The 22,881-nt window shown below is 71.1% G+C and carries 22 protein-coding genes and 2 pseudogenes; 11 read left to right on the top strand and 13 right to left on the bottom strand.

All coding sequences use genetic code 11. The features are described 5' to 3' along the window. Positions 1 to 51 precede the first annotated feature (51 nt). On the top strand, positions 52 to 426 hold the full coding sequence (locus tag ACIQRW_RS33850) for a MerR family transcriptional regulator (RefSeq protein ID WP_403767923.1): 375 nt from the start codon (positions 52 to 54) through the stop codon (positions 424 to 426). Here ACIQRW_RS33850 and ACIQRW_RS33845 read toward each other — a convergent pair. Both ACIQRW_RS33845 and ACIQRW_RS33840 read right to left on the bottom strand, forming a co-directional pair. Next, positions 404 to 1,801 carry an MFS transporter gene (locus ACIQRW_RS33845; protein ID WP_403767920.1) on the bottom strand — a complete coding sequence of 466 codons (1,398 nt, stop codon included), beginning with the start codon at positions 1,799 to 1,801 and terminating at the stop codon, positions 404 to 406. The two genes, ACIQRW_RS33850 and ACIQRW_RS33845, sit on opposite strands and share 23 nt — an antisense overlap. Before the next feature lie 31 nt (positions 1,802 to 1,832). Then, positions 1,833 to 3,173 (bottom strand): FAD-binding oxidoreductase, encoded by a 1,341-nt coding sequence (locus ACIQRW_RS33840; protein WP_403767917.1) that lies wholly within the window; start codon positions 3,171 to 3,173, stop codon positions 1,833 to 1,835. A 166-nt stretch (positions 3,174 to 3,339) separates the two neighbouring features. Between ACIQRW_RS33840 and ACIQRW_RS33835 the strand changes: the two genes are divergently transcribed. Then, the gene (locus tag ACIQRW_RS33835; RefSeq protein ID WP_403767914.1) at positions 3,340 to 4,485 is read left to right on the top strand and encodes a LuxR C-terminal-related transcriptional regulator; all 1,146 of its coding nucleotides are present in this window, start codon (positions 3,340 to 3,342) and stop codon (positions 4,483 to 4,485) included. 206 nt (positions 4,486 to 4,691) lie between these two features. On the opposite strand, the gene ACIQRW_RS33830 is transcribed toward ACIQRW_RS33835, so the two are convergent. Next, positions 4,692 to 4,889: a hypothetical protein gene (locus tag ACIQRW_RS33830; RefSeq protein ID WP_403767911.1), complete on the bottom strand. Its 198-nt coding sequence runs from the start codon at positions 4,887 to 4,889 to the stop codon at positions 4,692 to 4,694. Positions 4,890 to 5,310: 421 nt separating this feature from the next. Here ACIQRW_RS33830 and ACIQRW_RS33825 point away from each other — a divergent pair, with 421 nt between their 5' ends. Then, positions 5,311 to 5,622 carry a hypothetical protein gene (locus ACIQRW_RS33825; protein WP_403767908.1) on the top strand — a complete coding sequence of 104 codons (312 nt, stop codon included), beginning with the start codon at positions 5,311 to 5,313 and terminating at the stop codon, positions 5,620 to 5,622. On the opposite strand, the gene ACIQRW_RS33820 is transcribed toward ACIQRW_RS33825, so the two are convergent. After that, positions 5,619 to 5,864, bottom strand: a complete 246-nt coding sequence (locus ACIQRW_RS33820) for a hypothetical protein (protein WP_403767906.1) — start codon at positions 5,862 to 5,864, stop codon at positions 5,619 to 5,621. The two genes, ACIQRW_RS33825 and ACIQRW_RS33820, sit on opposite strands and share 4 nt — an antisense overlap. A 142-nt stretch (positions 5,865 to 6,006) precedes the next feature. Here ACIQRW_RS33820 and ACIQRW_RS33815 point away from each other — a divergent pair. Both ACIQRW_RS33815 and ACIQRW_RS33810 read left to right on the top strand, forming a co-directional pair. Further along, positions 6,007 to 6,264, top strand: a pseudogene (locus ACIQRW_RS33815) (DUF6879 family protein); the annotation flags it as partial. A gap of 12 nt (positions 6,265 to 6,276) precedes the next feature. Next, positions 6,277 to 6,968, top strand: a pseudogene (locus ACIQRW_RS33810) (Scr1 family TA system antitoxin-like transcriptional regulator). A 212-nt stretch (positions 6,969 to 7,180) separates the two neighbouring features. Here the strand turns inward: ACIQRW_RS33810 and ACIQRW_RS33805 are convergent. Next, positions 7,181 to 7,477 carry a sulfatase gene (locus ACIQRW_RS33805; RefSeq protein WP_403767903.1) on the bottom strand — a complete coding sequence of 99 codons (297 nt, stop codon included), beginning with the start codon at positions 7,475 to 7,477 and terminating at the stop codon, positions 7,181 to 7,183. A gap of 148 nt (positions 7,478 to 7,625) precedes the next feature. On the opposite strand from ACIQRW_RS33805, the gene ACIQRW_RS33800 reads away from it, so the two are divergent. The 3 genes from ACIQRW_RS33800 to ACIQRW_RS33790 all read left to right on the top strand — a co-directional run bounded on the left by ACIQRW_RS33800 (position 7,626) and on the right by ACIQRW_RS33790 (position 9,391). Then, entirely contained in the window at positions 7,626 to 8,453 is an 828-nt protein-coding gene (locus ACIQRW_RS33800) for a helix-turn-helix domain-containing protein (protein ID WP_403767900.1), read from the top strand. Then, the gene (locus ACIQRW_RS33795; RefSeq protein ID WP_403767897.1) at positions 8,450 to 8,650 is read left to right on the top strand and encodes a DUF397 domain-containing protein; all 201 of its coding nucleotides are present in this window, start codon (positions 8,450 to 8,452) and stop codon (positions 8,648 to 8,650) included. Before ACIQRW_RS33800 ends, ACIQRW_RS33795 begins: the two co-directional genes overlap by 4 nt. A gap of 135 nt (positions 8,651 to 8,785) precedes the next feature. Beyond that, a complete protein-coding gene (locus ACIQRW_RS33790) occupies positions 8,786 to 9,391 on the top strand; it encodes a hypothetical protein (RefSeq protein ID WP_403767894.1) in 606 nt (201 codons plus the stop codon). A 34-nt stretch (positions 9,392 to 9,425) separates the two neighbouring features. Here ACIQRW_RS33790 and ACIQRW_RS33785 read toward each other — a convergent pair whose 3' ends face one another. Next, a complete protein-coding gene (locus ACIQRW_RS33785; RefSeq protein ID WP_403767892.1) occupies positions 9,426 to 9,824 on the bottom strand; it encodes a hypothetical protein in 399 nt (132 codons plus the stop codon). A 74-nt stretch (positions 9,825 to 9,898) separates the two neighbouring features. Here ACIQRW_RS33785 and ACIQRW_RS33780 point away from each other — a divergent pair, with 74 nt between their 5' ends. Beyond that, entirely contained in the window at positions 9,899 to 10,462 is a 564-nt protein-coding gene (locus tag ACIQRW_RS33780) for a TetR/AcrR family transcriptional regulator (protein WP_403767889.1), read from the top strand. Between the two features lie 22 nt (positions 10,463 to 10,484). Here the strand turns inward: ACIQRW_RS33780 and ACIQRW_RS33775 are convergent, their stop codons facing one another. Then, positions 10,485 to 11,126 carry a maleylpyruvate isomerase N-terminal domain-containing protein gene (locus ACIQRW_RS33775; protein ID WP_403767886.1) on the bottom strand — a complete coding sequence of 214 codons (642 nt, stop codon included), beginning with the start codon at positions 11,124 to 11,126 and terminating at the stop codon, positions 10,485 to 10,487. Then, complete coding sequence (locus ACIQRW_RS33770) at positions 11,123 to 12,007, bottom strand: NAD(P)-dependent oxidoreductase (RefSeq protein ID WP_403767883.1); 885 nt, start codon at positions 12,005 to 12,007, stop codon at positions 11,123 to 11,125. Before ACIQRW_RS33770 ends, ACIQRW_RS33775 begins: the two co-directional genes overlap by 4 nt. Before the next feature lie 136 nt (positions 12,008 to 12,143). On the opposite strand from ACIQRW_RS33770, the gene ACIQRW_RS33765 reads away from it, so the two are divergent. Continuing rightward, positions 12,144 to 13,133, top strand: coding sequence for a GlxA family transcriptional regulator (locus tag ACIQRW_RS33765; RefSeq protein WP_403767881.1), 990 nt, complete (start codon positions 12,144 to 12,146; stop codon positions 13,131 to 13,133). A 49-nt stretch (positions 13,134 to 13,182) separates the two neighbouring features. Here the strand turns inward: ACIQRW_RS33765 and ACIQRW_RS33760 are convergent, their stop codons facing one another. From ACIQRW_RS33760 to ACIQRW_RS33740, 5 genes are all read right to left on the bottom strand, one after another. Next, on the bottom strand, positions 13,183 to 14,061 hold the full coding sequence (locus tag ACIQRW_RS33760; RefSeq protein ID WP_403767878.1) for an NPP1 family protein: 879 nt from the start codon (positions 14,059 to 14,061) through the stop codon (positions 13,183 to 13,185). A 139-nt stretch (positions 14,062 to 14,200) separates the two neighbouring features. After that, the gene (locus tag ACIQRW_RS33755; protein WP_403767875.1) at positions 14,201 to 14,335 is read right to left on the bottom strand and encodes a hypothetical protein; all 135 of its coding nucleotides are present in this window, start codon (positions 14,333 to 14,335) and stop codon (positions 14,201 to 14,203) included. 88 nt (positions 14,336 to 14,423) lie between these two features. Next, complete coding sequence (locus ACIQRW_RS33750; protein WP_403767872.1) at positions 14,424 to 18,887, bottom strand: trypsin-like peptidase domain-containing protein; 4,464 nt, start codon at positions 18,885 to 18,887, stop codon at positions 14,424 to 14,426. A gap of 10 nt (positions 18,888 to 18,897) precedes the next feature. After that, the gene (locus ACIQRW_RS33745) at positions 18,898 to 19,272 is read right to left on the bottom strand and encodes a CU044_2847 family protein (protein ID WP_403767870.1); all 375 of its coding nucleotides are present in this window, start codon (positions 19,270 to 19,272) and stop codon (positions 18,898 to 18,900) included. Between the two features lie 105 nt (positions 19,273 to 19,377). Then, positions 19,378 to 21,960 (bottom strand): bifunctional FO biosynthesis protein CofGH, encoded by a 2,583-nt coding sequence (locus ACIQRW_RS33740; protein ID WP_403767867.1) that lies wholly within the window; start codon positions 21,958 to 21,960, stop codon positions 19,378 to 19,380. Between the two features lie 150 nt (positions 21,961 to 22,110). Here ACIQRW_RS33740 and ACIQRW_RS33735 point away from each other — a divergent pair, with 150 nt between their 5' ends. Continuing rightward, on the top strand, positions 22,111 to 22,812 hold the full coding sequence (locus tag ACIQRW_RS33735) for an HAD family hydrolase (RefSeq protein WP_403768091.1): 702 nt from the start codon (positions 22,111 to 22,113) through the stop codon (positions 22,810 to 22,812). The last annotated feature ends 69 nt before the right edge of the window (positions 22,813 to 22,881 follow it).

Genomic DNA, 22,881 nt, shown 5'->3' with positions numbered 1-22,881 from the left:
AGCTAGACCTTGACATTGACGTCAGAGTCAATCTTCTGTGCCGGGAGTCACATGTTCATCGGCGAGCTGTCGAAGCGCACCGGTATCAGCACCAGGAGCCTGCGGTACTACGAGCAACAGGGGTTGCTGCGACCGCGGCGACGGACCAGTGGCTACCGCGAGTTCAGCGAGCCCGACGTCGCCGCCGTACGCCGGATCCGGATCCTGCTCGCGGCCGGACTGAACACCGACCTGATCCGGGAAGTGCTGCCCTGCATGGCCGAGGAGGGCGCCATCCTGGCGCCGACCTGCGAGGAAATGGCTCAGGACCTCAAACAGGAGCGTGAGCGCATGGGCCGCTCCATCGAACAGCTCCAGGCCGCCCACTCCATGCTCGGCTCGATCATCCACGCGGGCGAGGCGATCACCGGCGGCCGACGCGCCTGAGCCATCGGCCCCGGCGCGGCCCGGAGCCCGTACGCCCGGCCGGGGTGAGGGCGGCCAGCGCGGCGATCAGTGGGAAGAGCGCCACCACACCGAGCGCCGTGGAGAGCGGCATCGACTTCGCCAGCGCGCCCGCGGTGGCGCTGCCGACGCCGCCGCCGACGAAGAACGTGAGGTTGAGCAGCCCCATCGCACCGCCGCGCCTGGCCGGTTCGATGTGACCCGACATCAGCGCGGTGGTGAAGACCTGGGTGACGGAGAACGCGGAGAAGCCGAGCGAGGCGCCGAGGATCAGCAGCAGCACACCGGAGCCGGTCAGCGCGCCGGCGAGGGCCGCGGCGAAGGCGAGCGAGACCGCGGCGAGGAGCCGGTTGCCGTGGCCGCCCGCGGTGAGCCGGCCGGCCAGCCTGGAGAGCACCGCACCGACGACCGCGCCGGGCAGCAGCCGGACGCCGACGGACAGGATGCTCCAGCCGTGGTCGCGGACGAGGAGCTGCGGTACGGCGTACATCGCGGCGAACAGGCCGCCGTACACACCGATGCCGATGACGGCGGCCTTCAGGAACACGCGGTCGGTGACGAGCGCGCGCGGCACGAAGGAGGTGTCGCTGCCGCGGGTGCGCCGGGTGAGTCCGGCGGCCGACAGGACCAGTACGGCGGCGGTGGCGATCACCAGCCGGGTGCTGAGCGCGAGCGCGGAGGACTGGATCAGCACGAGGAACGACATGGCGGTGAGCGTCAGCAGAGCGGCGCCCGGCAGGTCCATCGAGCGGCCGGAGTTCTTGCGCGCCGGCGCCCCGGCCAGGCACAGGGGAACGATGAGCAGGGAGAGCGCGGGCAGGACCAGCGCGATGCGCCAGGTCACCCACTCGGTGAAGACACCGCCCGCCAGGGTGGCGCCGGCCGAGAAAATCGCCATCGTCGCCCCGAATCCGGCGAACACCTGCGGCCGCCGGTCCGGCGGCACCGAGGCGGTGAGCGCCATGGCGCAGGCCGCCATGGCACCGGAGCCGGCGGCCTGGACGAAGCGCCCGGCCACCAGGACGCCGAGGTCGGTCGCGACGAGGCAGATGACGGCGCCGACCGCGAGGGCCAGCGAGCCGAGCAGCAGGGCGGCGCGAACGCCACGAGTGTCGGCGAGGCGGCCGAACAGCGCGGTGCCGACCCCGAGGGCGAGGGCATGGGCGGTCAGTACCCAGGCGGTGGCGGTGGAGGAGGTGTTCAGGGAGGACGCCACGTCGGGCAGGGCGATCCCGGCGGCGGTGACTCCGAAGACGACCGGGCCGAACAACGCCCCGTAACGCAGCCCGTCCGAGCGGGCTCCCGGGGAGGAGGCGGTGCCGGTCGACGCGGTCGACGCGGCCTCGTGCGTGGTCACGATGGACTCCAAAGGATGACGGCCGACTCGTTCACGGGCGCGGCGCGATGTTGTGGTTGAGCCGGAAGAGGTTGTCGGGGTCGACCACGGCCTTCACGCGCGCCAGCCGGCCCAGGGTCTCCGGGTCGAAGCACTCCGCCGCCGCGTCGGCCGTGTCCGCCCCCGCGAGAAAGTTCAGATAACGGCGGCCCGTGCTCCAGGGCTCCATCGCCCCGAGGACCACGTCCGGCGAGTCCGGGGGCGAGAGCGTCGCGAGCGTGAACGCGCCCTCGCGGACGCCGACCGCGTTGGGCACCTCGGCGGGCCGGGAGAGCGCGCCGCCGAGGTGCCGCACCTCGACCATCAGATCGCCGCACGACGAGCCGGCGCCGGCCACCCGCAGGAGCGCCTCGGCGGCGTCGCGGCCCAACTCCCGTAAGACGATGTTGCGTTCGTGGTACGGCAGCGGATGCGTCGGATCCTGGTGGATGTCGGCCACCGCCGCGTACGGCATCTCGGCGACCGAGTCCGCCAACGGCGTACCGCACGCGCGCAGCGGACGGACGAGCCGCTCTCCCTCCTCGGCCCGGCCGGTGAACGCGATCCGCACATGCGCGGCGAACGTTCCCCGGAGGAACTCCGGCACGTCCGGCACGTCCGGCAGCCGCAGGAGCGACAGGGAGGAGGTCATCTCCTCGGGGACGGTCGCGGTCCACTGCCGCCAGGTGTGCAGGGCCTGCGCCGCCTGCTCACCGGGGAAGTGGATCCCGCCGCCGTAGAGCCGGCGCACCGGCATCAGGCCGAACCACAGCCCGGTGACGATGCCGAAGTTCCCCTTGCCGCCGCGCAGCGCCCAGAAGAGGTCCGGGTGCCGGTCGCGGGTGACCTGGCGGATGCTCCCGTCGGCGGTGACGACCTCGATACGGGTCACGTGGTCTGCGGCGAACCCGAACTGCCGCCCCAGCGGCCCGAGTCCACCGCCCAGCGTGTAGCCCACGACACCGACCAGCGGGGACGACCCGTTGAGAGGGGCGAGCCCGTGCGGTGCGGCGGCGGAGATCACCTGATGCCACTGGACCCCGGCCTCCGCGTATGCCGTACGGGTGAGGGGGTCGACGGCGACCGCGTTCATCCGGCGCGTGGAGACGAGGACACCGCCGCGCGCGGACGCCGCGATGCCGTGGCCGGTCGCCTGAACGGCGACCGGTATCGCCTCCCGGGCGGCGAAGGACACCGCGGCGGACACGTCCCCGGCCGACCGGGCGGCGACGATCACGTCGGGCCGGTGCCGGGCGATGCGGTTGAACCCCGCGAGCTCCGTCTCGTACCCCGCGTCCCGCGGAGTGAAGACCTCACCCTTGAGCCGTGCGACGAGCCCGTCCAGGGAGCTCACGGCAATTCCCGGATGTACGGATGGTTCGGGTGGTCCGGCCACGATCACGTCCTTCCTCTCGCGCCGAGCGTCGGCGGGTGAGGAGCAGTGTTCTCGTCCGGAAGGGCCTCTCCCATCCCCTACTTGAGGGGTTGGAAGGGCCCGGCGGAACTGGCACATTCATGGGATGACCGGTTCGACGACCTCCCGCACCTCGGCCTCCCGTACGTCGGTCGGCCGGGCGGAACTGCTCTTCCGGACCGCGAGGGCCACCGACGCCCTCGGCATGTTCGCCGAGGCCTCGGCCCACCTGCGACGGCTCATGCCGTACGACGCGGCGGTATGGCGCGTCACCGACCCCGTGACCGGCATGATGACCGCCCCCATCCGCGCGGAGAACCTGGACGAGGGCGGCTGCGCCGTCTACTGGGAGTCCGAACTGTTCACCGAGAACGTCAACCTCTTCCGCGACCTGGCGCGGGCCCCCGTGCCGGTCGCCGGGCTCCGGCAGTCCACCGGTGACCTGCCCGCGCGCAGCGCGCTCTACGAGACCTTCATGCGCCCGCGGGGATTCCACGACGAATTACGAGCGGTCCTGCGCGTGGGGGGCAGCCCTCAGGGTCACATCAGCCTGTTCCGGACTGAGGGGCGCCCGGCCTTCGACGACGCCGAGACCCGGCTGATCGCCTCCGTCGTCACTCCGCTCGCCAAGCAGCTGCGCTCGTTCGCCGAGCCCGCCCCGCAGCCGCAGCCGGATGACCAGCACGGCCCCGGGCTCCTCCTCTTCGACCCGAACGGCACTCTGCTGTCGTTCAACGACGACGCCCTGGCCTACCTCGACACGCTCCCCGAAGGCCCCGCCGCCCCCTCGCCCCAGGGCATCCGCGTGCCGTCCTGGATCCAGGCGACCGCGATGAAGGCCCGCGCGGTGGCCCAGGAACGGGACCGCGGCCAGGCCCGCGCCCGGGTACGGAACCGGGCCGGCCGCTGGCTGGTCTGCCACGCCTCCTGCCTGCGGGAGGCGGGCGGCGGACCGGGCGCCTCCGCCGTGGTGATCGAGCCCGCGAAGAGCTCGGAGATCGTCCCGCTGATCGTGGACGCGTACGAGCTCACCGACCGGGAGACCGAGGTCACCCAGTACATCGCCCGCGGCCTCCCGACCGGCGAGATCGCCGCACAGCTGCACCTCTCCCCGCACACCGTCCGGGACCACATCAAGGCGGTCTTCGAGAAGGTCGGGGTCTCCAGCCGCGGCGAACTGGTGGGCAAGCTGTTCACCGAGCACTACGCGCCCCTGGCCGAGAAGACCATGACCCGGGTCCGTACGGACTGACGGCAGGTGGGCCCGCACCTCTTCCCGGGGGCGCCGCTCTGGCTCCGATCCGCTTCCGGGTGGCCGTCGCAGCGTAGCCTCACCTCCTAACCCAGCACGAGGCCCCCGGCGGTATCTCCGGGGGCCTCTCGCGTGCTCGCCGGTCCTGGGGGGAGGCCGGGGCGGGGTCTCGTGCGCTCCGTGGTGCCACCGGAGGCCGGGACGACCTATGCGGCGAGGGGCGGCTCCTCGTCGTCCGCCGGGGGCGGCACGTCGGGCTTCTTGAAGCGCTGCCACGAGTCCCGAGCGCGTCCGGCCGAGTCGATGACGTCGGGGACCTGGTCCAACAGCGCCTTGATCGCGATGAGGAACACTGAGGCCACGCCAGCGACGGCGAGAATGGTGATGATGGCGGTGTCGTCCACCGATCCCTACCTTCCCTGTCATGGGTCGGATCGGGTGCGCAGGCAGCCTCGATCCGAACCCTACGGTTCGGACCGAGACACCCGCGCTGACACACGAACGCGCAAATGTTCTCGGGACAGACTGAACTGGCCCAGTCTGTTTACAGCGAGTGAAGCAGCGCTACGTCTTCTCGCTGAGACTTGGCGTGTGTCGGACCGGGAAGGGTCCCGCAAGCCTACGAGTGCGTGGCGTCTGAAGTCAGCATTGCGCCGACCCTCTCCACGTCCAGTGCCATGCGACCTCTGGACGTTCTCATTTTAGCGCAGGTGCTCAGGGCTGGGATAGTGCAACTGGAGTTCAGCCGCGCCGGGTTCGGCGCGGTCGGGCCATTGCGGGCTATCAGCGCACAGGACCGCTCATTCCCCACTTATGATCCTCGGCATGACTACACAGAACCCCAATCCCGCCTGTATGTGCGGTAGTTACTCGTTCGAGGTCCCGGTGCACGAGAACGTCGGTGGCGACAAGGTGTGGCAGCTCAAGGCCACCGGGTGCGCCGCGACGACCCAGAGCAGGTTCGCGCCGGGGCACGACGCCAAGCTCAAATCGCTGATCATCCAAGCCGGAGTCGGCGGCCACCAGGTCCGGCACATCACCCGCGACACGGTGGTGGCCAAGGACGCGTTGAGAGTGGCCGCCGACCTGGGGTGGGAGGACCTCGTGCGGGACGCCATCGCCCGGGGAAGCAGCTAAGTCTTGTCGGCCTCGGTCACCGGCTTGATGCGATCCATCGGCACGTCCCACTCCTGACCACCGCCCTGGGGTCGCATGAATGCCTGACGCTTGTGCAGCTTGCCGTTCGACTTGCAGCGCTCCTCAATCACGCCCACCAGCCGACCCGTGCGCTCCGAGACCGTGTCCATCACAAGGGTTCCGCGCGGGTAGGGCAGCGCGCCGTGTCTGAGGGTTGTTGCTGGCTTCCGCTGCTGGGTCACTCTCGGCCCCCTCGCTGAAGCGCTACGGCCAAGCGGGCTACCACGTCGGAGCGCACGCCCTCAAGCTCAACGAGATTCAGCGCGGGGGACGCGAGGTCTACCCGCAGTGAGGGAAGGACGATCCCGACTTCGGCCAGCGCCCCGGCACAACGCGGCGGTCGGCGAGGACATACGCTACCTCTGGCGCGAGGACGCGGCCGATCTGCCCGCCGAAGACTTCTGGATCTTCGACTCACGCATCGTCGCCCTGCTGCGGTTCGACGACCAGGACAACATCGTAAACATCGAGCTGATCACGGAGCCTGCCGAGGTCGTTCGGTACGCCATCGTCCGCGACGCGGCCATGCACCACGCTTTCCCGTACGACCAGTTCGCGGCGCAGGTGGCCGTGACCGAATAGCGCGCGTGACCGGTGAGCACCGACTACCAGCAGGCAAGGGCGGCCCTCGGTGCGCGACTGCGCGAACTGCGGTTCTCGTGTCCTGATGGTCGGCTCACCGGTCAGCAGCTTGCCCAGCGGCTCGGCTGGCAGGGCTCCAAGGTCAGCAAGCTGGAGAACGGCAGGCAGACGGCCACCCCCGAGGATCTGAAGGCTTGGACCGACGCGACTGAGCAGCCGGACGTATACGCCGAGCTTGCCGCCCTGCTGGCCGGGTTCGAGTCCCACATCCGGTCATGGCGCAGGGCGCCGGCGAACGGCTTCAGGCCGCTGCACGAAGGCTTGAGTGCGGAGATCGACCGCACCTCAGAGATGTGGATCTGGGAAGAGTCGGTGGTCCCGGGTCTGTTGCAGACGCCCGAGTACGCCCACCACGTCGTCCAGCGCTATTCGAAGCTGCTGGGCGGAGCCAGCGACATTGAGGCCGCCGTGCGCTCCCGGGTGCAGCGTCAGGAGTGGCTGTACCGCCCTGGTCGCAAGCTGCACGCCCTGATGTGGGAAGCCGCGTTGCGGTCGCTGATCTGCCCGCCCTCGGTGCTGGCCGCCCAGCTCGATCGCCTCACCGGAATGATCGGGTCTGGCGCACCCTCCGCGAGTCGGCCGTGTACGGGGCCGACGCCCACAACGTCATCAACTCGGCCAGGCGCGCGCTGAACCCGTGTTGAGACGATCGGACACGTCCTTCTGAGGGTCAGCGGCGGCACCACCGGCGGCATTCGGGACGCAACGAGGAGGCGTCCCGGAGGGCTTTGAATAAACGATCTTCGGTCTGCTCCCGCTCCTGGTCGCGGGGTTCGACCAGGCTGCTCTTGTCGGCGGCCTGCCTCTGCTGCGGGAGCTGGAGAGGTGGCTCTGGAGACAGGTCTCCCCGCGCCCGTCACCGGTCACCGGCGTCCGGCAGCCGTTGCCCCCGGCTGTGCGCGACGAGCAGCACGTCCCGCAGGGACAGGAGGGCCTGCGTCAGCGCGAACCGCACGGCGACCTCGCCGGCCGCCTGGTCCGCCAGCACTTCCCGCGCCCCTTCCAGTACGACGTTCCCGCACTCGATCTGCTCCTCCTCCATGTCGTCGGCGAGTCGGGAGAGCCTGCTGTTCGGGTCGCCGGTGCTCAGGTAGCAGGGCTTGCCTTCGAGGGACCTCCAGGGGAGGAGGCGCAGCTGCGAGGTGTCGTTCATGTCGTTTCGTTCCTTAGCGCGAGGAGGTGCCGCTGACGGGTGGTGATCACTGTTCGTGGCCCCATCGTCACGGTCGTCGCCCTACGCTCGACAGAGGCACGCGATTGCCTGCGAACAGGACAACGGCGAGGGGCTCAGGGAGTCAGGGATGACCGAAGTCGCGGAAGCGGAAGCGGAGTCGGGGCGCGCGGCCCTGGGGAGCGCCCTGCGGTACTTACGGCAGAAGGCGGGGCTGTCGCTCGGCCAGCTCGCCGAGAAGAGCCGGTACGACAAGAGCTACCTGTCACGCCTTGAGGCGGGGAAACGGCTCTCCAAGCCGGCGGTGATGGAGGACCTGGACCGGTTCTACGACACCGGCGGGCTGCTGGTCGAGCTGTGGAAGGTGGCGCGGCGGGAGGTCTTCAAGGACAAGTACAAGGAGTTCATGCGGCTGGAGTTCGGGGCTCGCATCATGCACAAGTACGCCCTCGGAATTCCTGGGCTGTTGCAGACCGAGGATGTGGCGCGCGCCCTGTTGTCCGGCGACCAGGAAACGGAGAGCGAGGCCGAGTCGGTCGAGGAACAGGTCATAGCGCGCCTGGGCCGCCAGCAGTTGCTCTTCCGCAGTCCGGCCCCCACAGTCCGCATCATCATGGACGAATACGGGTTGCGCCGTCCGGTGGGCGACGCGAAGGTGTGGGAAGCCCAGTTGGAGCACCTGATCAAGATCGCGGAGCTGCCGATGGTCACGCTTCAGGTGCTGCCGTTCTCGGCCGGGGCACATCATCTGATGAACGGCTCCCTTACGCTCCTGTGGCAGGAGGACGGGAGCGCCGTTGCCTATGTGGAAGGCAATCAGTGCTCTGAGTTGCTGGAAGATCCGGAAGACGTCACGCGCGCCCGGCTGTCCTACGATCGGGCACGGGATCGAGCGTTGCCCCCGCCCGACTCCATCGCGTTCATCAGGGGCGTCCTGAAGGAGTTCAGAGGATCATGAAGCGCACGCCCGACCTCTCCACCGCGACCTGGCGCAAGTCGAGCTTCAGCGACGGGGGCGACAACAACTGCATCGAGGTGGCCGACGGCTACCCCGGCCTGATCCCCGTACGCGACAGCAAGGCCCCCGCTGGTCCCGTGCTCCTCGTCGGCGCCCCCGCGTGGGCGGCCTTCGTGGAGTTCGCGGCCGAGCGCTGACCCTCACCGCCGTACACCGCGGGGCCCGCGCCCCAGCCCTCCCCGGGTTGGGGCGCGGGTCCTCGCGCCTACTCAACCGCCCCCTGAGTACCGGCGCTCATGATCCCGCTCCGGCCGTTGCCTAGCGTGGCGCGCATGGACACGGAAGCGACCGCAGCAGACACGTCAGCCACGGACTCGTCACCCGCCGACAGCTCGCGGTGGTTCAACGGCTGCGCGATCGCTGTGGTCGCCTTCATCGTGCTGATCCTGCTGGGCGCGGCCGCGGTCACGGAGTTCGAGAAGAGCCTCGACGGCGACGGTCAGATGGAGCAGCCCGGCCTCTCGGGCAGCGTCTCCCAACCACTCGGCCCCGGCACAACGACCCGGTACGAGGACGGCCTGTGGGTCACCATCAGTCGCCCCGAGCCCCATGGCGACGGCACCTACAGCCTCACCATGACCTTCAAGAACGGCACCGACGAGGAACTGCGCCTCAACGGTGACGGTGACGCGTTTCCCCCGCCCCTCGTCGTCCGGGCCGGTGAGTCCGGCGACGACGACGCCAGCCTCTACAGCGTGACCTGGCTGAACTCGCGGAAGTCCGCCGCCGCCCTCGTACCGCCCCTCCCCGAGGGCGAGGAGCGCACCGTCCCGATTCACTTGAAGCCGGCCCGGGAGGGCACCCCGGTCACGGTCGAGGTCACCCCTCCGGACGCCGGTTACCGGGAGACGTCCCACTTCCAGGTCACCCTGGGCTGAGCCACGGGATCGCCCTGGCTCTGGCCGGGCCCCGTCAGCCCCCGGCCCGCACCCCGGCCCAGGCGCGGGCGGCCGTCACGTCCTGCGTGGCCATCGTCGGGCAGCCCCACAGCTGCTCGCCGCTGTGGATCGATGCCGCGCGCTCCGCGGGGATGTCCGCCGGCGCCACGAAGGCGAGGCCGCGGCAGAGTTCCGTGAGGCCGGGCCGGATCAGCTTGAGGGTCCGGACGCGTTCGGCGGTGGACGTACCGGATGTTGATGGAGCGGGGGTGCGCCCGTCCGGCGGTGCGGGCATCAGGAGGATCGCCGCGAACGGCTCGGCGCGCTCGGTGAGAGCGCGCAGTTCGTCGAGGACGAGCGCTTGTGCCTGGTCCATGGGCAGCCCCGAGATGTCGATCTCCCGTGGCGGCCGCGCTGCTCCCTGTAGGTCCATCAGCCGACCCTAACAGGATTAGCGACCACCGGTCACTAATACCGTCCCACCTCTCCCTGCGTACGCTTGCCCCGATGAACAGCACCGGAAAGAACGGGCCCGGGCGGCCGCCGCGGCTGAGCAGGGAGCGGATCGCCGATGCCGCCCTGCAAGGGGACGTGGCGACGCTCACCATGCGGGAGCTCGCGACGAGGCTCGGGGTCTCGCACTCGTCGCTGTACCGGTGGGTGCCCGATCGCGACGGCGTACTGGACCTCGTCAGCGAGGTCATGGTCGGCCGGGTGCTCCCCGAGGACGAACCCGACGCCGGGACCTGGCTCGACTGGCTGGAGCGGCTGGCGTGGGCGATGCACGACGAGTTCCTGGCGGTACCCGGCTACGCCGCGCATGTGGCCCGCCCGCACCGCCACCACCTCGCGTCCTTCGAGCGGCTGCACGACAAGGCCGTCGCCGCGTTCCGCGCGGGCGGCGCGGACATCCGGCAGGCCGAGCAGAACTGGTCCGTCTTCGGCCTCGGCGTGGTCCGTTGGCTGGCGGCGGCGGGCAGCGCCCCGGCGGAGCCGCCGTTCGCCCTCTACCTCGGCACGCTGCTGCGCGGCCTGCCCCGGCACGACGAGGAACACCGCCCGCGCCCATGACCTCGCCCACGGCCGCCCGCCGTCAGCGCACGGTGCCGTCCCACTGCCACTCCGCGCGCCGGGGCAGCCCGGGGAGCGCGGCCCGGCCTGTGCACCACAGCAGCGTGTCGGACGGGAGGTGTCCCGAAGGCGCGCCGGGGAAGAGGCGGGCCAGCACGGCGGCACTGGTGAGGTCGGGCGGGGTCCAGGGGGCGCCCAGGGCGCGGGTGATGTCGTAGGTGTGGAGGGTCAGTTCGGTCATCGCCATGGCGGCGAAGCCGATGGCGTCGGAGTGACCCCAGGGGTGCCAGGCCCGTACGTCCGGCGCCGTGTCGCGGATGGTGGAGCCGGCGAGAGCCGAGGCGATGCGGAGGCCGCCCAGGCAGTCGGCGACGGGGGCCTCGGGGTCGAGGGAGGCGAAGAGCGTGATGTAGCGGTCGGTGGGGCGGGCGATGAGCAGGCCCGCGTAACCGGTCAGGCCGAGGGCGAGGTGGTCCAGGGTCTGGCGGCAGGTCCAGTCGAGGCCGTGGGCGGGACGCGACCAGTCCCGCCCGGCCGCCTCTCCCAGGGCGGCCAGGCTGTCGTCGGTGGCGGTCGCGAGCAGGTCCGCCCAGCGCGGGGCACAGGCCGGGGGCGCCGCCGGGGCCGGACCAGGGGAGGCGACGGCCGTTCGGGGCTCCGTCATGCGCCGGCCTCCCTCTTCCTCAGGACCTCGATGACGCTCGCGTAACTGTCGGAGCCGTGGCCCGCGTCCCGGGTCCGTTCCATGGTGGCCTTGAGGAGTTCCGGCAGGGCGTTGTCGAGGCCCCGGGTCGCCGCGGCGTGCAGGAGGTGATCGATGGTCGCGATCTGTACGTCGACGGTGGCGTCGTCACCCGGGTAGCGGCCGGCGTCGACCTGGGCGGCGTAGGTGGTGAGGAACCCGGTCACGGCGCTCAGCCAGCGGATCGCTACCGGGGTGAAGGCCGTGGCCTGGATCTTCTCCGCGCCGACCAGGGCGGTGCCGTGCAGCCAGCCGGTCAGGGTGGACCACATCAGGCCGAGGAGCGCGGCGTCGTAGAGGGAGGCCAGCCCCGGCTCGGCGCCCAGGTGCAGGGGGTCGCCCAGGGCCGCCAGGGTCGGGCGGTGGGCTTCGAGGACGGTGCGCGATCCGCTGTAGAGGAACATCGTCTCGGGGCTGCCGACCCCCGGCGGAGTGGTCATGATCGCGCCGTCGAGGTAGTCGACGGAGTGCGAACGGGCCCACTCGGCGACTTCCTGGGCCTGCTCGGGCGACCCGGAGGTGAGGTTGACCAGGGATCTGCCCGCCAGGTCGCCCGCGACGGGGTCGAGGGTGGCGTACAGCGCGTCGTAGTCCAGTACGCACACGATGACCAGCGGGCTCGCCGCGACGGCCTCCCCGGGGGTCGCGGCGAGCCGGGCGCCTCGCTCGGCCAACGCCCGCGCCTTGTGCGCCGAACGGTTCCACACCGTGGTCGGGTGCCCCCGCTCCAGCAGGGTGGCGGCCAGCGCCGATCCCATCTGCCCCAGCCCGATGACCGTCACGGCCGAACGCTCGGTACCCATGCTCCGACAACTCCCTGTCCGTCTGCCCACGCCTGGGCCGGTTGATCACGTACGCACCACGCTCGCAGCAGGAGAAGGGCGGGAGAAGTGACAGCAGTGACGGCGACCACCAAATTCCTGCCATACGCTGCACCGCATGAGCGCTGGTTCTGTCGCCGTGGTCGTGACCGAGGGAATCCACCTTCCCTCCTGGGACCTGTACGAACTGAGCATCCCCTGCACGGTGTTCGGGAAGCCGCAGCCCGACCTGGCGGACCCCTGGTACGACCTGCGGCTGTGCTCCACGCGGGAGCCGGGCGCGGAGACTCCCGCGACCGGCGCCGGACTCTCCCTGCACACCCGCTACGGCCTCGCCGACCTCGCCGGCGCCGACACGGTCATCGTGCCCTCGGTGCCCGACCCCTGTGTCGACGAGGGCCGGCCGCTGGACCCGGCACTGATCACGGCTCTCCGCCTCGCCCACGACGCCGGCGCCCGCATGGTCTCCCTGTGCACGGGCGCCTTCGCCCTCGCCGAGGCGGGCATCCTCGACGGCCGGCGCGCGACCGCTCACTGGATGCACACGGCTCAACTGGCCGACCGCTACCCGAAGGTGCGGGTTGACGACTCGGTCCTGTACGTGGACGACGGCTCCGTCCTCACCAGCGCCGGGCTGACCGCCGGACTCGACCTCTGCCTCCACCTCGTACGCCGCGACCTCGGCGCGCACGTGGCCAACCAACTGGCCCGCCGGATGGTGGTGCCGGCCCACCGCCCCGGCGGCCAGGCGCAGTTCATCGACCAGCCCATGCCCGCCACCGACGACCGGGGCCTGGCGCCCGTGCTGGACTGGGCCCGGGCACACCTCGACCAGCCGCTGACGGTGGAGGGCCTGGCCCGGCGGGCCGCGATGAGCCCGCGCACCCTCTACCGGCGGCTCCAGGCGGCCACCGGGGTGACCCCGTTGCAGTGGTTGCTCCAGCAGCGGCTGCGACGGGCCCAGAGCCTGCTGGAGTCGACGGACCTGCCGATCGCCAGGATCGGGGAGCTGAGCGGCCTCGGCACCGCGAACAACCTCCGCCACCACTTCGTCCGACAGATCGGGGTGTCGCCGAGCGACTACCGCCGCGCGTTTCCGCTGGCGTGACGCACGCCCTGGCCGCCCGGGACCCGGGCCTCGGGCGGCGAGGGGGGCCTCAGGCCCAGGGGTCGAAGGGGATCCCGGCGGGCTTGGAGTTGTTGAGCAGATTACGGAAGCGGTCGTCCTTGTCGGTGACCTTGATGGTCGCGGACCCGAAGTCGGCGTTCATGAGCCTGTCGCGCAACTCCGTGCTGGGGAAGCCGTTCCAGTCGACGACCGGGGGGTAGCGCCAGTTGCCGTAGTGGTTCTCGGGCGGCTCGTCGTTGCCGTTGGCGAGGCGGAAGAAGTGCGTGCTCGGACCGTCCTTGTGGTAGACGGCCTTGGGGTGCGAGCCGTCGAACCGCACCTGCGAGCGCGGGTAGGTCTTCACGGTGCTGTGCTGCGTCGTCGAGACGTAATCCACCTGGTTGGAACCCTGGTTGACCCAGGAGATCACATGCTCGAAGTCGTGACGGTGCCCGCCGAGTCCGCTGCCGTGGACGGCCTGGTCCTTCTCGAAGTAGCTGGCGTAGACGATGCCGCACCAGCCGTTGTTGCACTTCGACCGGGCGTACGTCTGGGAGTTGTCCAGGTCCCACTGGTCCCGGCAACTGCCGTTGATCGCGCCGCTCGTCTTCAGACCGGGCGCGAGGGTGCCGTCCGGGCCGATCGCGGGTGTGGCATAGCAGCCGTCGCCGTCGTAGTCGAAGGCGGGCGAGAACGCCTGCTCGTAACCGCCCGCGTTCTGGGGGAGGCTGCCCGGCGGGTCCGCGTGGGCGGCGGAGGCGGTGCCCAGCACGAGGAGGCCTGCGGCGGCGAGGACAGCGGCGGTGCGGGTGGTGCGCTTGCGGGCGGCGCCGGCGGAACGGTTGCGGAGGGAAAGCGGATCGCTCGCGGCGGCCGGGTCGGCGCCTCGGTTCCCGGCGGGCGTTGGCGGTATCGGCGGAGTTCGCATGGTTTCTCGCTCCTGACTCATCGGGCACATCAGCACGTGGCGACGGGGATCGACCTCCGCAAGAGTTGCCCGGGTCATGACAGAAAAAACGGAGGGCCGACTCCCACCCGCGTCACGGGTGGCGCGACGCCGGGCCGTGCTACGCCTGGAACGCGGCCAGCACGGCGCGCGACAGCGGGTCCAGCTCACTCGGGTCCTTGACGGTCCGGGCGTAGTCGGCGGCGACGGCGTCGTACGACTGCCGGGTCGTGTCCAGGTGCGGGGGTTCCATCACCCCGTGACGTTATGCCGACCCCAGGACGGACGGCTATGGGTGTGACCGAGCTGCGTGGATCCCCCGGAGTACCGGAGTGCAGGTCGGCTCAGGCCGGGCAGATCCCTTCGGGCAGGCCCGAGGGCAGGCCGGAGCGCTCCTCCGCCGTCAGGTCGCGGCCGACGACGGCGCACAGGTGCCGCTTCCAGAGCTCGGGGTCCAGATGGATCAGGTCCAGACGGCCGCGCTCTCCGTTGCCTCCCCCGAAGCTGCCTCCGGAGAGCGTACGCAGCAGTGTCCTGCCGTCCTTGGTGGCCGCCAAGAAGTGCTGGTGCGCCGCGAAGTCGTACGTCTGGAAGGCGTTGGGGTCCGAGAGCTGCTGGAAGCGCACCGAGCCACCGTTCGCGACGAAGAACTCACTGTCGGCTCCGGTGAAGCCGAAGGCGTATCCGTCTCCGGTGAAGTGTTCGTCAGACCCCAGCGGCCCGAGCGGTCCGACGAGTCTGGCGGGCCGTTCTCCGGTCGCCGTCGACCACAACTCCAGCATGCCGCCAGGCGACTTGGCGGCGGCGTACCGACCACTGCTGTCCCGGACCGCCCGTTCGATCCTCGGGCCCAGGCGGACGCGCAGTTCCTTGTTCTCCTTGCCGGTACGCAGATGAACGGCGTGCAGGACCGGGGCGCGGGCGACCATGACCTGCACATAGCCCTTCTCTGTATGGGGGTTCACCGCGAAGCCCGAGTCCGGGGCCTCCGGGCGCCCGGAGCCGAAGAGCGGCGGGTTCTTCTTCGTGAGACCCAGCGCACGGGCGTCGATGACGGGGGACAGACGGCGGCCGGTCCTGGCGTCCCAGTGCTCGATCCGGCTGCCGGAGAGGGTCACGAGTTCGTCGCCGCCCCGGAGGAAGGCGAGCGTCAGCGCTTCCGGGGCGCCGTCCCGGTCCTCCGGGGGCTCGTGTGTCCTGACCTCCGCCACCTGGCGCAGCGACGGTATCTCCCGGATCTGGACCCGGTCGCTGTCGACCACGTCCGCCAAGAGCGTTCCGCCGTCGTTCACCAGCAGGTCGTGCTCCACGGCCCGGTCGACCACCACGGCGGACGTGGGCCGTTTCACCTCGGTGGTGATCCGGCCGGTCGCCGCGTCGACGAGCGCCAGCATCTCGCCCTTGTCGGGTTCGTCCAACTCCCTGATGCGAGCTACCAGGGACTTGCCGCCGTCGACCAGGCGCGGAGAGCCGACGAGGATGTCGGAGCCGTCGACGCCGCGCGGGATCAGCGGCTGGGCCGTCACGTGGTTGGCACCGTAGGGGACCACCGGAACGACCGGGTGGCTCGCGTCCTGGAGGAGACGGCCGACGACCAGGTCCGGCGAGGCCACCTCGGCCCGTGTCACGCGACTGCCGCGCCGCGTGCCGACGATCATCCACGCCTCATTGTGGTTCACCGCGAAGCGCTCGCCCTTGTCGTCGACGGCGATGCCTCCGCAGTCGCTGTTGTACCCGGTGTCGTACGTGTAGCTGTTCAGTGGCCGCCCGTCCTTCACGCGCAGAGCACGGTAGACGGCGACGTCGTCGTCGCCCTTCTTCACCTGACGGCAGTAGACCAGGACGCCGCCGTCACCGGACAGCGCCGTGGCCGAGCCGAACATCGCACTGTCGTCGACGCCGTCCGCCAGTTCACGGGCCTTTCCCGTACGGACGTCCACCGCGTCCATCACGAGGTCGCTGCCAGCCGCCGCGGAACGGCTGACCACCAGGGTGTTCTCGTCGGGTCCGAACCACACGGACTCGCTCCTCGCCACCGGCCTGCCCGGCACGTCCTGACGGCCCCCCGTCGCCAGATCCCACAGCGTCAGACGGCCTTCCACCATCGTGACCAGGCGTCCGGCGTCCGGCGAGAGAGCCATCAGTATCTCCTCCCCGAGCAGCCAGTTCATGTCCTCGGCGATCTGCCCGAACTCCGTGCCTCGCAGCGTGCGTTGCGGACGGACAAGGTCCTCGGGACGGTCGGCGGCGAGGTCGACCTCGTACCGGACCAACGTGCCCGCCCCCGACACATGAGCGATCTGCCGGCCGTCCCTGCTGACCAACGGGTGGAAGGCCATCTCGTCGAGGTCCAGCTGGAGCCGATGGACGCGCCCTCCGGGCCGGCGGACGAACAGGGTGGCGCGCCCGTTCTCGGTCGTCACGAGCGTCACCGCGCCGTCCACGCTCATCGCCACGTCCCGGATGCTTCCCTCGGTCCCGCTCAGGATCCACGCGGCGTTCTTGACCTGGTCGTACCTGCGGAGCACGGCGTTGCGGGCCTCGTTCGTGGGCGCGAGCCCGTAGGCGCCCAGGGCGATCAGCGCACCCTGTCCCGGATCCTGCTTGGCGACCTCGTCGGAGTAGTTGGCCAGCAGCCGCGACCGCCCGTCCTCCTCGCGCTGCGTGCTGACGCGCTCCTGGTAGACGAGGAACGTGCCGAGGCCGACGATCAGCGCGAACACCGCGGCCACCGCGGTCCAGGCCGCGCGGCCGCGGGCCCGCCGCAGACGTCGCCGCTGCCGCGCGCGCTCCAGAAAGTCACGCTCGGGCGCGTCGAGTTCCGTCTCACGGCCCCTCACCCAAGCTTGGATGTAGGCGAGTTGAACCTCTCCTGGCAGCAGGGCGGGCGGCCTCTCCTGCTGCGTCCAACGGTCGAGGTCATGGTCCAGCTCCGCGCGGCCCGTCAGGAACCGTTCGTCCTCCCGCACCTGATCCCTCAGCGCGGGCCACACCTCGATCAGCTTCTCGTGGGCCAGCTCGGCGGTCTCCGGCTGTCCGTGGCCGCCGCGCAGCACGAGCAGCCGCATGCCGGCGAACGACCTGGCGAGCTCCCATCCGGCATCGCCCGCCTCGTCCCGCGTGAGCCTGCGGCGCAGCGGCGTCCCGCTCCCGGGCAGCACTCTCACCAGGCCCCTGAGCAGCCTGGCGGCGGCGACCCGCTCGCTCTCGCCGACGTACCGCTTCCAGGCGGTTTCGCAGTGCTCCTGCAGCGCCCCCTCGACCCCGTTCAGCGCCTTGTACGTCGATGTGCGCAGCCGGCCGACGGACCGGTTGTCCCACAGCTGCTTCAGCAGGAAGCCGAGGAGCGGCAGATTCTCCGGCTCCCGGCATGCGTCGTCCAGGATGCGGTCGGCCAGTCCCGGGTCGTACTCCACCGCCGGAGCCTTCTCCACCGGTCTGGTGATCACCTCCTGGAGTTGCTTCCGTGACATCGGAGTCAGCGGAAACAGGTGGCTGTCGCCCACCAGAGGGCCAAGGCGAGGATGTCTGAGCGCCGCGTCCATGAAGTCGGACCGGAGTGTGACGAGCAGCAGGGACCCGGCCGTCGGGCCGCCTCCCGGAAAGAGGAGTCCGGCGACCTCGTCGGCCTCCTCGTCGCCGAGGTCCAGGAGCGCCTCGGCCTGGTCGAGGACGACGAGATACCTGCCGTCGGAAGCGCCTCGCAGAATGTTCAGCGTCCTCACCAGGCCCTTGCCCGCGAGCCACTCCTCCACCTGGTCGACGCTCTCCGCGCGCCGGTCCCCGTACCGTCCGGTGCGTACGGCTTCGTAGAGGTCGACGGCGAGGCGGGAGAGCAGGGAGCCGTCGGCACCGGCGTTCACCACGACCGCGTCGTAGCCCGGCCGGTCCTCGTCCTCCCCCGTGCCGCTCCCGCGCCGCATCCGGGGAACCACTCCGGCCAGCGCCAGCGAGGACTTTCCGCAGCCGGACGGTCCGAAGAGCGTGACGGCCCCGTGCAGCTCCAGATCTTCGGCCACCTCCTCGATGTCGCGGTCACGACCGAAGAAGATCTCCTCGTGGCGCTCCTGAAAGGTGTCGATGCCCCGGAACGGATGCGCGGCCAGCCGGCGATCGAGATCGGGCAGCTTGGCCAGCGCCGCTTTCACACTGATCGCGAAGGACTGCTGGGTGTCGTCCCGTTTCCGCTGGGCCGCGACGACGATGCCGACCACCGCGCCGCGCTGCTCGTCCCAGACAGGACTGCCGCTGTAGCCGCCGGTGATGTGGGTCGTCCGGCTGTCGGCGCGGGAGAGCTGGATCCAGTCGCCCGACGACTTCCCGCTCAGCTCTCCCCGGTGCCAGACCACGCCCAGCTCGTCGTCCGGGAATCCCACGATGCGCACCGGCCGGTGCGACACCGCGGCGGAGGCGGCCAACGGCAGCGGACGCGTGCCGGCAACCGTCTCGCGCAACCGCAGCACCGCCACGTCCCCGCACTGCTTGGGCGCCTCCGGTATCCACTGCTCGACCTCGGCGACGACATGCCGTTCAGCGGCCCCGTCGATGAGCGGGAAGTCGAGTCGCACCTCCTCGCCGGCGGCGACGTCGAGGTCCCTTCTCCTCCCCAGCGCGTCGGACACGACATGCGCACAGGTCAGCACCCGGTCCGATGTGACGAGGAAGCCGCCCCCGGCGATCGTGCCGTTCTCTCCTCCGACCCGGACGACCGCCGCGTTCAACGCCTCGTCGGCGTTCAACGCCTCGTCGGCGCTCAGCGCCTCTTCGCCCGACACCATGGACTCCGCGTCCCCCCGTGAGCCGGTCATCTCAACTCACTCAACTCACGGCCGGCGAAGGCTCGTTCGGATCTACCGCGTCACCCTTGTGCCACGTCAGACTCACCGAGAAGTTCGCCGCCGTCGCGGTACTGGCGATCACCACGTCCGCCTCGGCCGACAGCGACACACCGAACTCCAGCGTGATCTCGTCCGGCGCGTTGGCCATGCCCCGGAACCTGCCGACGAAGCTCTCCGCCACCGGCCGTACCGTATCCAGCATCTGCCCGAACGACCGCTCCGCACGGGCTACGGAGCGGTCTCCGCGGCCGACCCGCACCAGGGACTCGTCCACCTCACGGATCTGCACACGGATCGCCTCGTCGCTGCCGTCCTCCAACGGCACCTCGACCGTGCGGACAGGGCTTTCGCTCACTTCGACCTCCAGCGTTCGGGAGGGGCGATCCTAGCGAAGGCAACTGTCCGCACGGTCAGGGTGGTTGAGGTTCGGCGCGGCGGCCGCACCTCGCCTCCCCCGCTCTCAGCTCGGCAGCACCGGCAGCAGTTCCGGCAGATGGCCGTCCGAGGCCGTGGCCGCCGCGACGCGTTCGGCCGGGACCTCCCCGTACAGGGTCGTACGGGGGCGGGACGGGCGGCCCGCGAGTTCGGCGATGGCCTCCAGGCCCTGGATCGAGCGGTACGAGCCGTAACTCGACCCCGCCATCCGGGAGATGGTCTCCTCCATCAGCGTGCCACCCAGGTCGTTCGCGCCGGAGCGGAGCATCTCCGCCGCGCCCTCCGTGCCGAGCTTCACCCAGCTCGTCTGGATGTTGGTGATGTGCGGGTGGAGCAGGAGTCGCGCCATCGCGGTGACCGCGCGGTTGTCGCGGTCGGTCGGGCCGGGGCGGGCGATGCCGGCCAGGTAGACCGGGGCGTTGGTGTGGATGAAGGGGAGGGTGACGAACTCCGTCAGCCCGCCCGTCTCCTGCTGGAGCCGGGAGAGGGTACGGAAGTGGCCGAGCCAGTGGCGGGGCTGGTCCACATGCCCGTACATCATCGTCGAGGACGAGCGCAGGCCCACCTCGTGGGCGGTCTTGATGACCTCCAGCCAGGTGGCCGTGGGCAGTTTGCCCTTGGTGAGGACCCAGCGGACCTCGTCGTCCAGGATCTCCGCCGCCGTGCCGGGGATCGAGTCGAGCCCGGCCTCCTTGGCGGCGGTCAGCCAGTCGCGGATCGACATGCCGGTGCGGGTCGCCCCGTTGACGACCTCCATGGGCGAGAACGCGTGCACGTGCATGCCGGGTACGCGTTCCTTCACCGCACGCGCGATGTCGAAGTACGCCGTGCCGGGCAGGTCCGGGTGGATGCCGCCCTGCATGCAGACCTCGACCGCGCCCACGTCCCACGCCTGCGCCGCCCGGTCCGCGACCTGGTCCAGGGAGAGCGTGTACGCGTCGGCGTCGGTGCGGCGCTGGGCGAAGGCGCAGAAGCGGCAGCCGGTGTAGCAGACGTTGGTGAAGTTGATGTTCCGCGTGACGATGTACGTGACGTCGTCGCCGACCACGTCCTGGCGCAGCGCGTCCGCGATCCGGCACAGCTCGTCCAGCGCCGGACCGTCCGCGTGGAGCAGGGCGAGCGCCTGCTCGTCGGTGAGCTTCGTCGGGTCGTCGGCGGCCTGGCTCAGCGCCTGGCGTACGTCGGCGTCGATGCGGGACGGGACCATGCCGGGGGCCGCCGCCTCACGGAGCGCCTCCCAGTCCCCGTACACCTCGTCGAAGTCGTTACGGCGGTCGCCGGTGCGGCCCTCGGTGTCGATGGTGGTGTGGAGGTCGGTGCGGCCGAACGAGGTGAAGCCCTCGTCCGGCTCCTGCCAGGGCAGGCCGACGGGGATCGCGTCCTCGCGGGCCAGGCCCGTCTCCGGGTCGGCCAGGGCGCGGACGTGCGGGAGGAGGCGGGGGTCGAGCCAGGGCTCGCCGCGCTGGATGAACTCGGGGTAGATGGTGAGGCGTTCGCGGAGCTGGAAGCCCGAGTCCGCCGTCTTCCGCGCCAGTTCGTCGATGTGCGGCCAGGGGCGCTCGGGGTTCACGTGGTCGGGGGTGAGCGGCGAGACCCCGCCCCAGTCGTCGATGCCCGCGCCGATGAGGAGCGCGTACTCGGCGTCCACCAGGTTCGGCGGGGCCTGGATCCGGGCGGACGGGCCGAGGATGTGCCGGGCCACCGCGATGGCGGCGGCCAGCTCCTCCAGCTCCGCGTCGGGCATCCCGCGCATCGCCGTGTCCGGCTTGGCGCGGAAGTTCTGCACGATGACTTCCTGGATGCCGTGGTAGGCGCGGGCCGTCTTCCGCAGCTCGAAGAGGGAGTCGGCCCGTTCCTCGTAGGACTCGCCGATCCCGATCAGGATGCCGGTGGTGAAGGGGACGTTGGAGCGGCCGGCGTCCTCCAGAACGCGCAGCCGTACGGCCGGTTCCTTGTCCGGGGAGCCGTGGTGCGGGCCGCCCGGCTCGGACCACAGGCGGGTCGCCGTCGTCTCCAGCATCATCCCCATCGAGGGGGCCACGGGCTTGAGGCGCTGGAGATCGGTCCAGGTCAGCACGCCCGGGTTGAGGTGGGGCAGCAGGCCCGTCTCCTCCAGGACCCGGATCGCCATCGCCCGTACGTACGCGAGCGTGTCGTCGTACCCCTCCGCCTCCAGCCACTCCCGCGCCTCGGGCCACCGGTCCTCGGGGCGGTCCCCCAGCGTGAACAGCGCTTCCTTGCAGCCCATCGCCGCACCCTCGCGGGCGATGGCCAGCACCTCGTCGGGCGACAGGAACATGCCGTGGCCGGCCCGGCGGAGCTTGCCGGGGACGGTGACGAAGGTGCAGTAGTGGCACTTGTCACGGCAGAGGCGGGTGAGCGGGATGAAGACCTTGCGCGAGTAGGTGATCACGCCCGGCCGGCCCGCCGCCTCCAGGCCCGCGTCACGGACGCGTGCGGCGGACGCCGCCAGATCCGTCAGATCGTCGCCGCGCGCCTGGAGCAGGACGGCGGCCTCGGTCACGTCGAGGGCGACACCGTCGCGGGCGCGTTTGAGTGCGCGCCGCATGGCGTTGGAGGTGGGGCGTCCGCTCTGAGCATCGGTCATGAACCGAGCATACGAGCGAGCTGCGCGCGCGGGACCAGGGCCTCGGGTGACGATTCGCTCCCCTCGGCGTGCTCGTGGTCACTCGTGCGGGCCGACTCACCCGGATGAGGGCCCGCCGGCGGTCTCCTCACGCTTAGTGTCGGAACGGTGATGGAAACGATCGTCCTCGACATCGGCGAAACCCTCGTACGCGACGACCGGCACTGGGCGTCCTGGGCCAACTGGCTCGGCGTACCACCGCACACGCTCAGTGCGCTGGTGGGCGCGGCCGTCGCCCAGGGCCGCGAGGCCACGGACGCGCTGCGCGTCCTGCGGCCCGATATGGACGTCGAGGAGGCCTACCGTGCGCGGGCCGCCGCCGGGCGCGGAGAGCACCTCGACGAGTCGGACCTCTACCAGGACGTCCGGCCCGCGCTGGGCGAGCTGCGGGCCGCCGGCATCCGGGTCGTGGTGGCGGGGAACGGCACGGTCCGGGCCGGGGAGCTGCTGCGGGGCCTGGACCTGCCCGTCGATCTGGTGGTCACCTCGGACGAGTGGGGCGCCCGGAAGCCGGACCCGGCGTTCTTCGCGCGGGTGGCCGAGGTGGCGGGCGCGGCCCCGGAGGCGACGCTGTACGTGGGCGACCACCCGGCGGAGGACCTGTTCCCGGCCGCGGCGGCGGGGATGCGGACGGCGCACCTGCGACGGGGACCGTACGGGCACTGGTGGGCGGAGCACCCCGACGTGGTGGAGACGGCGGACTTCCGCATCGCCGCTCTGACGGAGCTGGTGGGCCTGGCGCTCCCGGCGGACCCGGCCGGGGACGAGGAGCCGCGGGCGGAGCGGCCGAGGACACTGCGGGCGGTGCGCTAGGGGGACTTGGCACCTCCCGCGAGCCGGCCCCCGGAAACCACGGCGGCCTCCCACCGGATGTCCGGTGGG

This window comes from Streptomyces sp. NPDC091287, assembly GCF_044768525.1.
Taxonomy (GTDB): domain Bacteria; phylum Actinomycetota; class Actinomycetes; order Streptomycetales; family Streptomycetaceae; genus Streptomyces.
The sequence above is the reverse complement of the archived record's forward strand: the minus strand, read 5'-3'. Positions and strand labels throughout refer to the sequence as shown.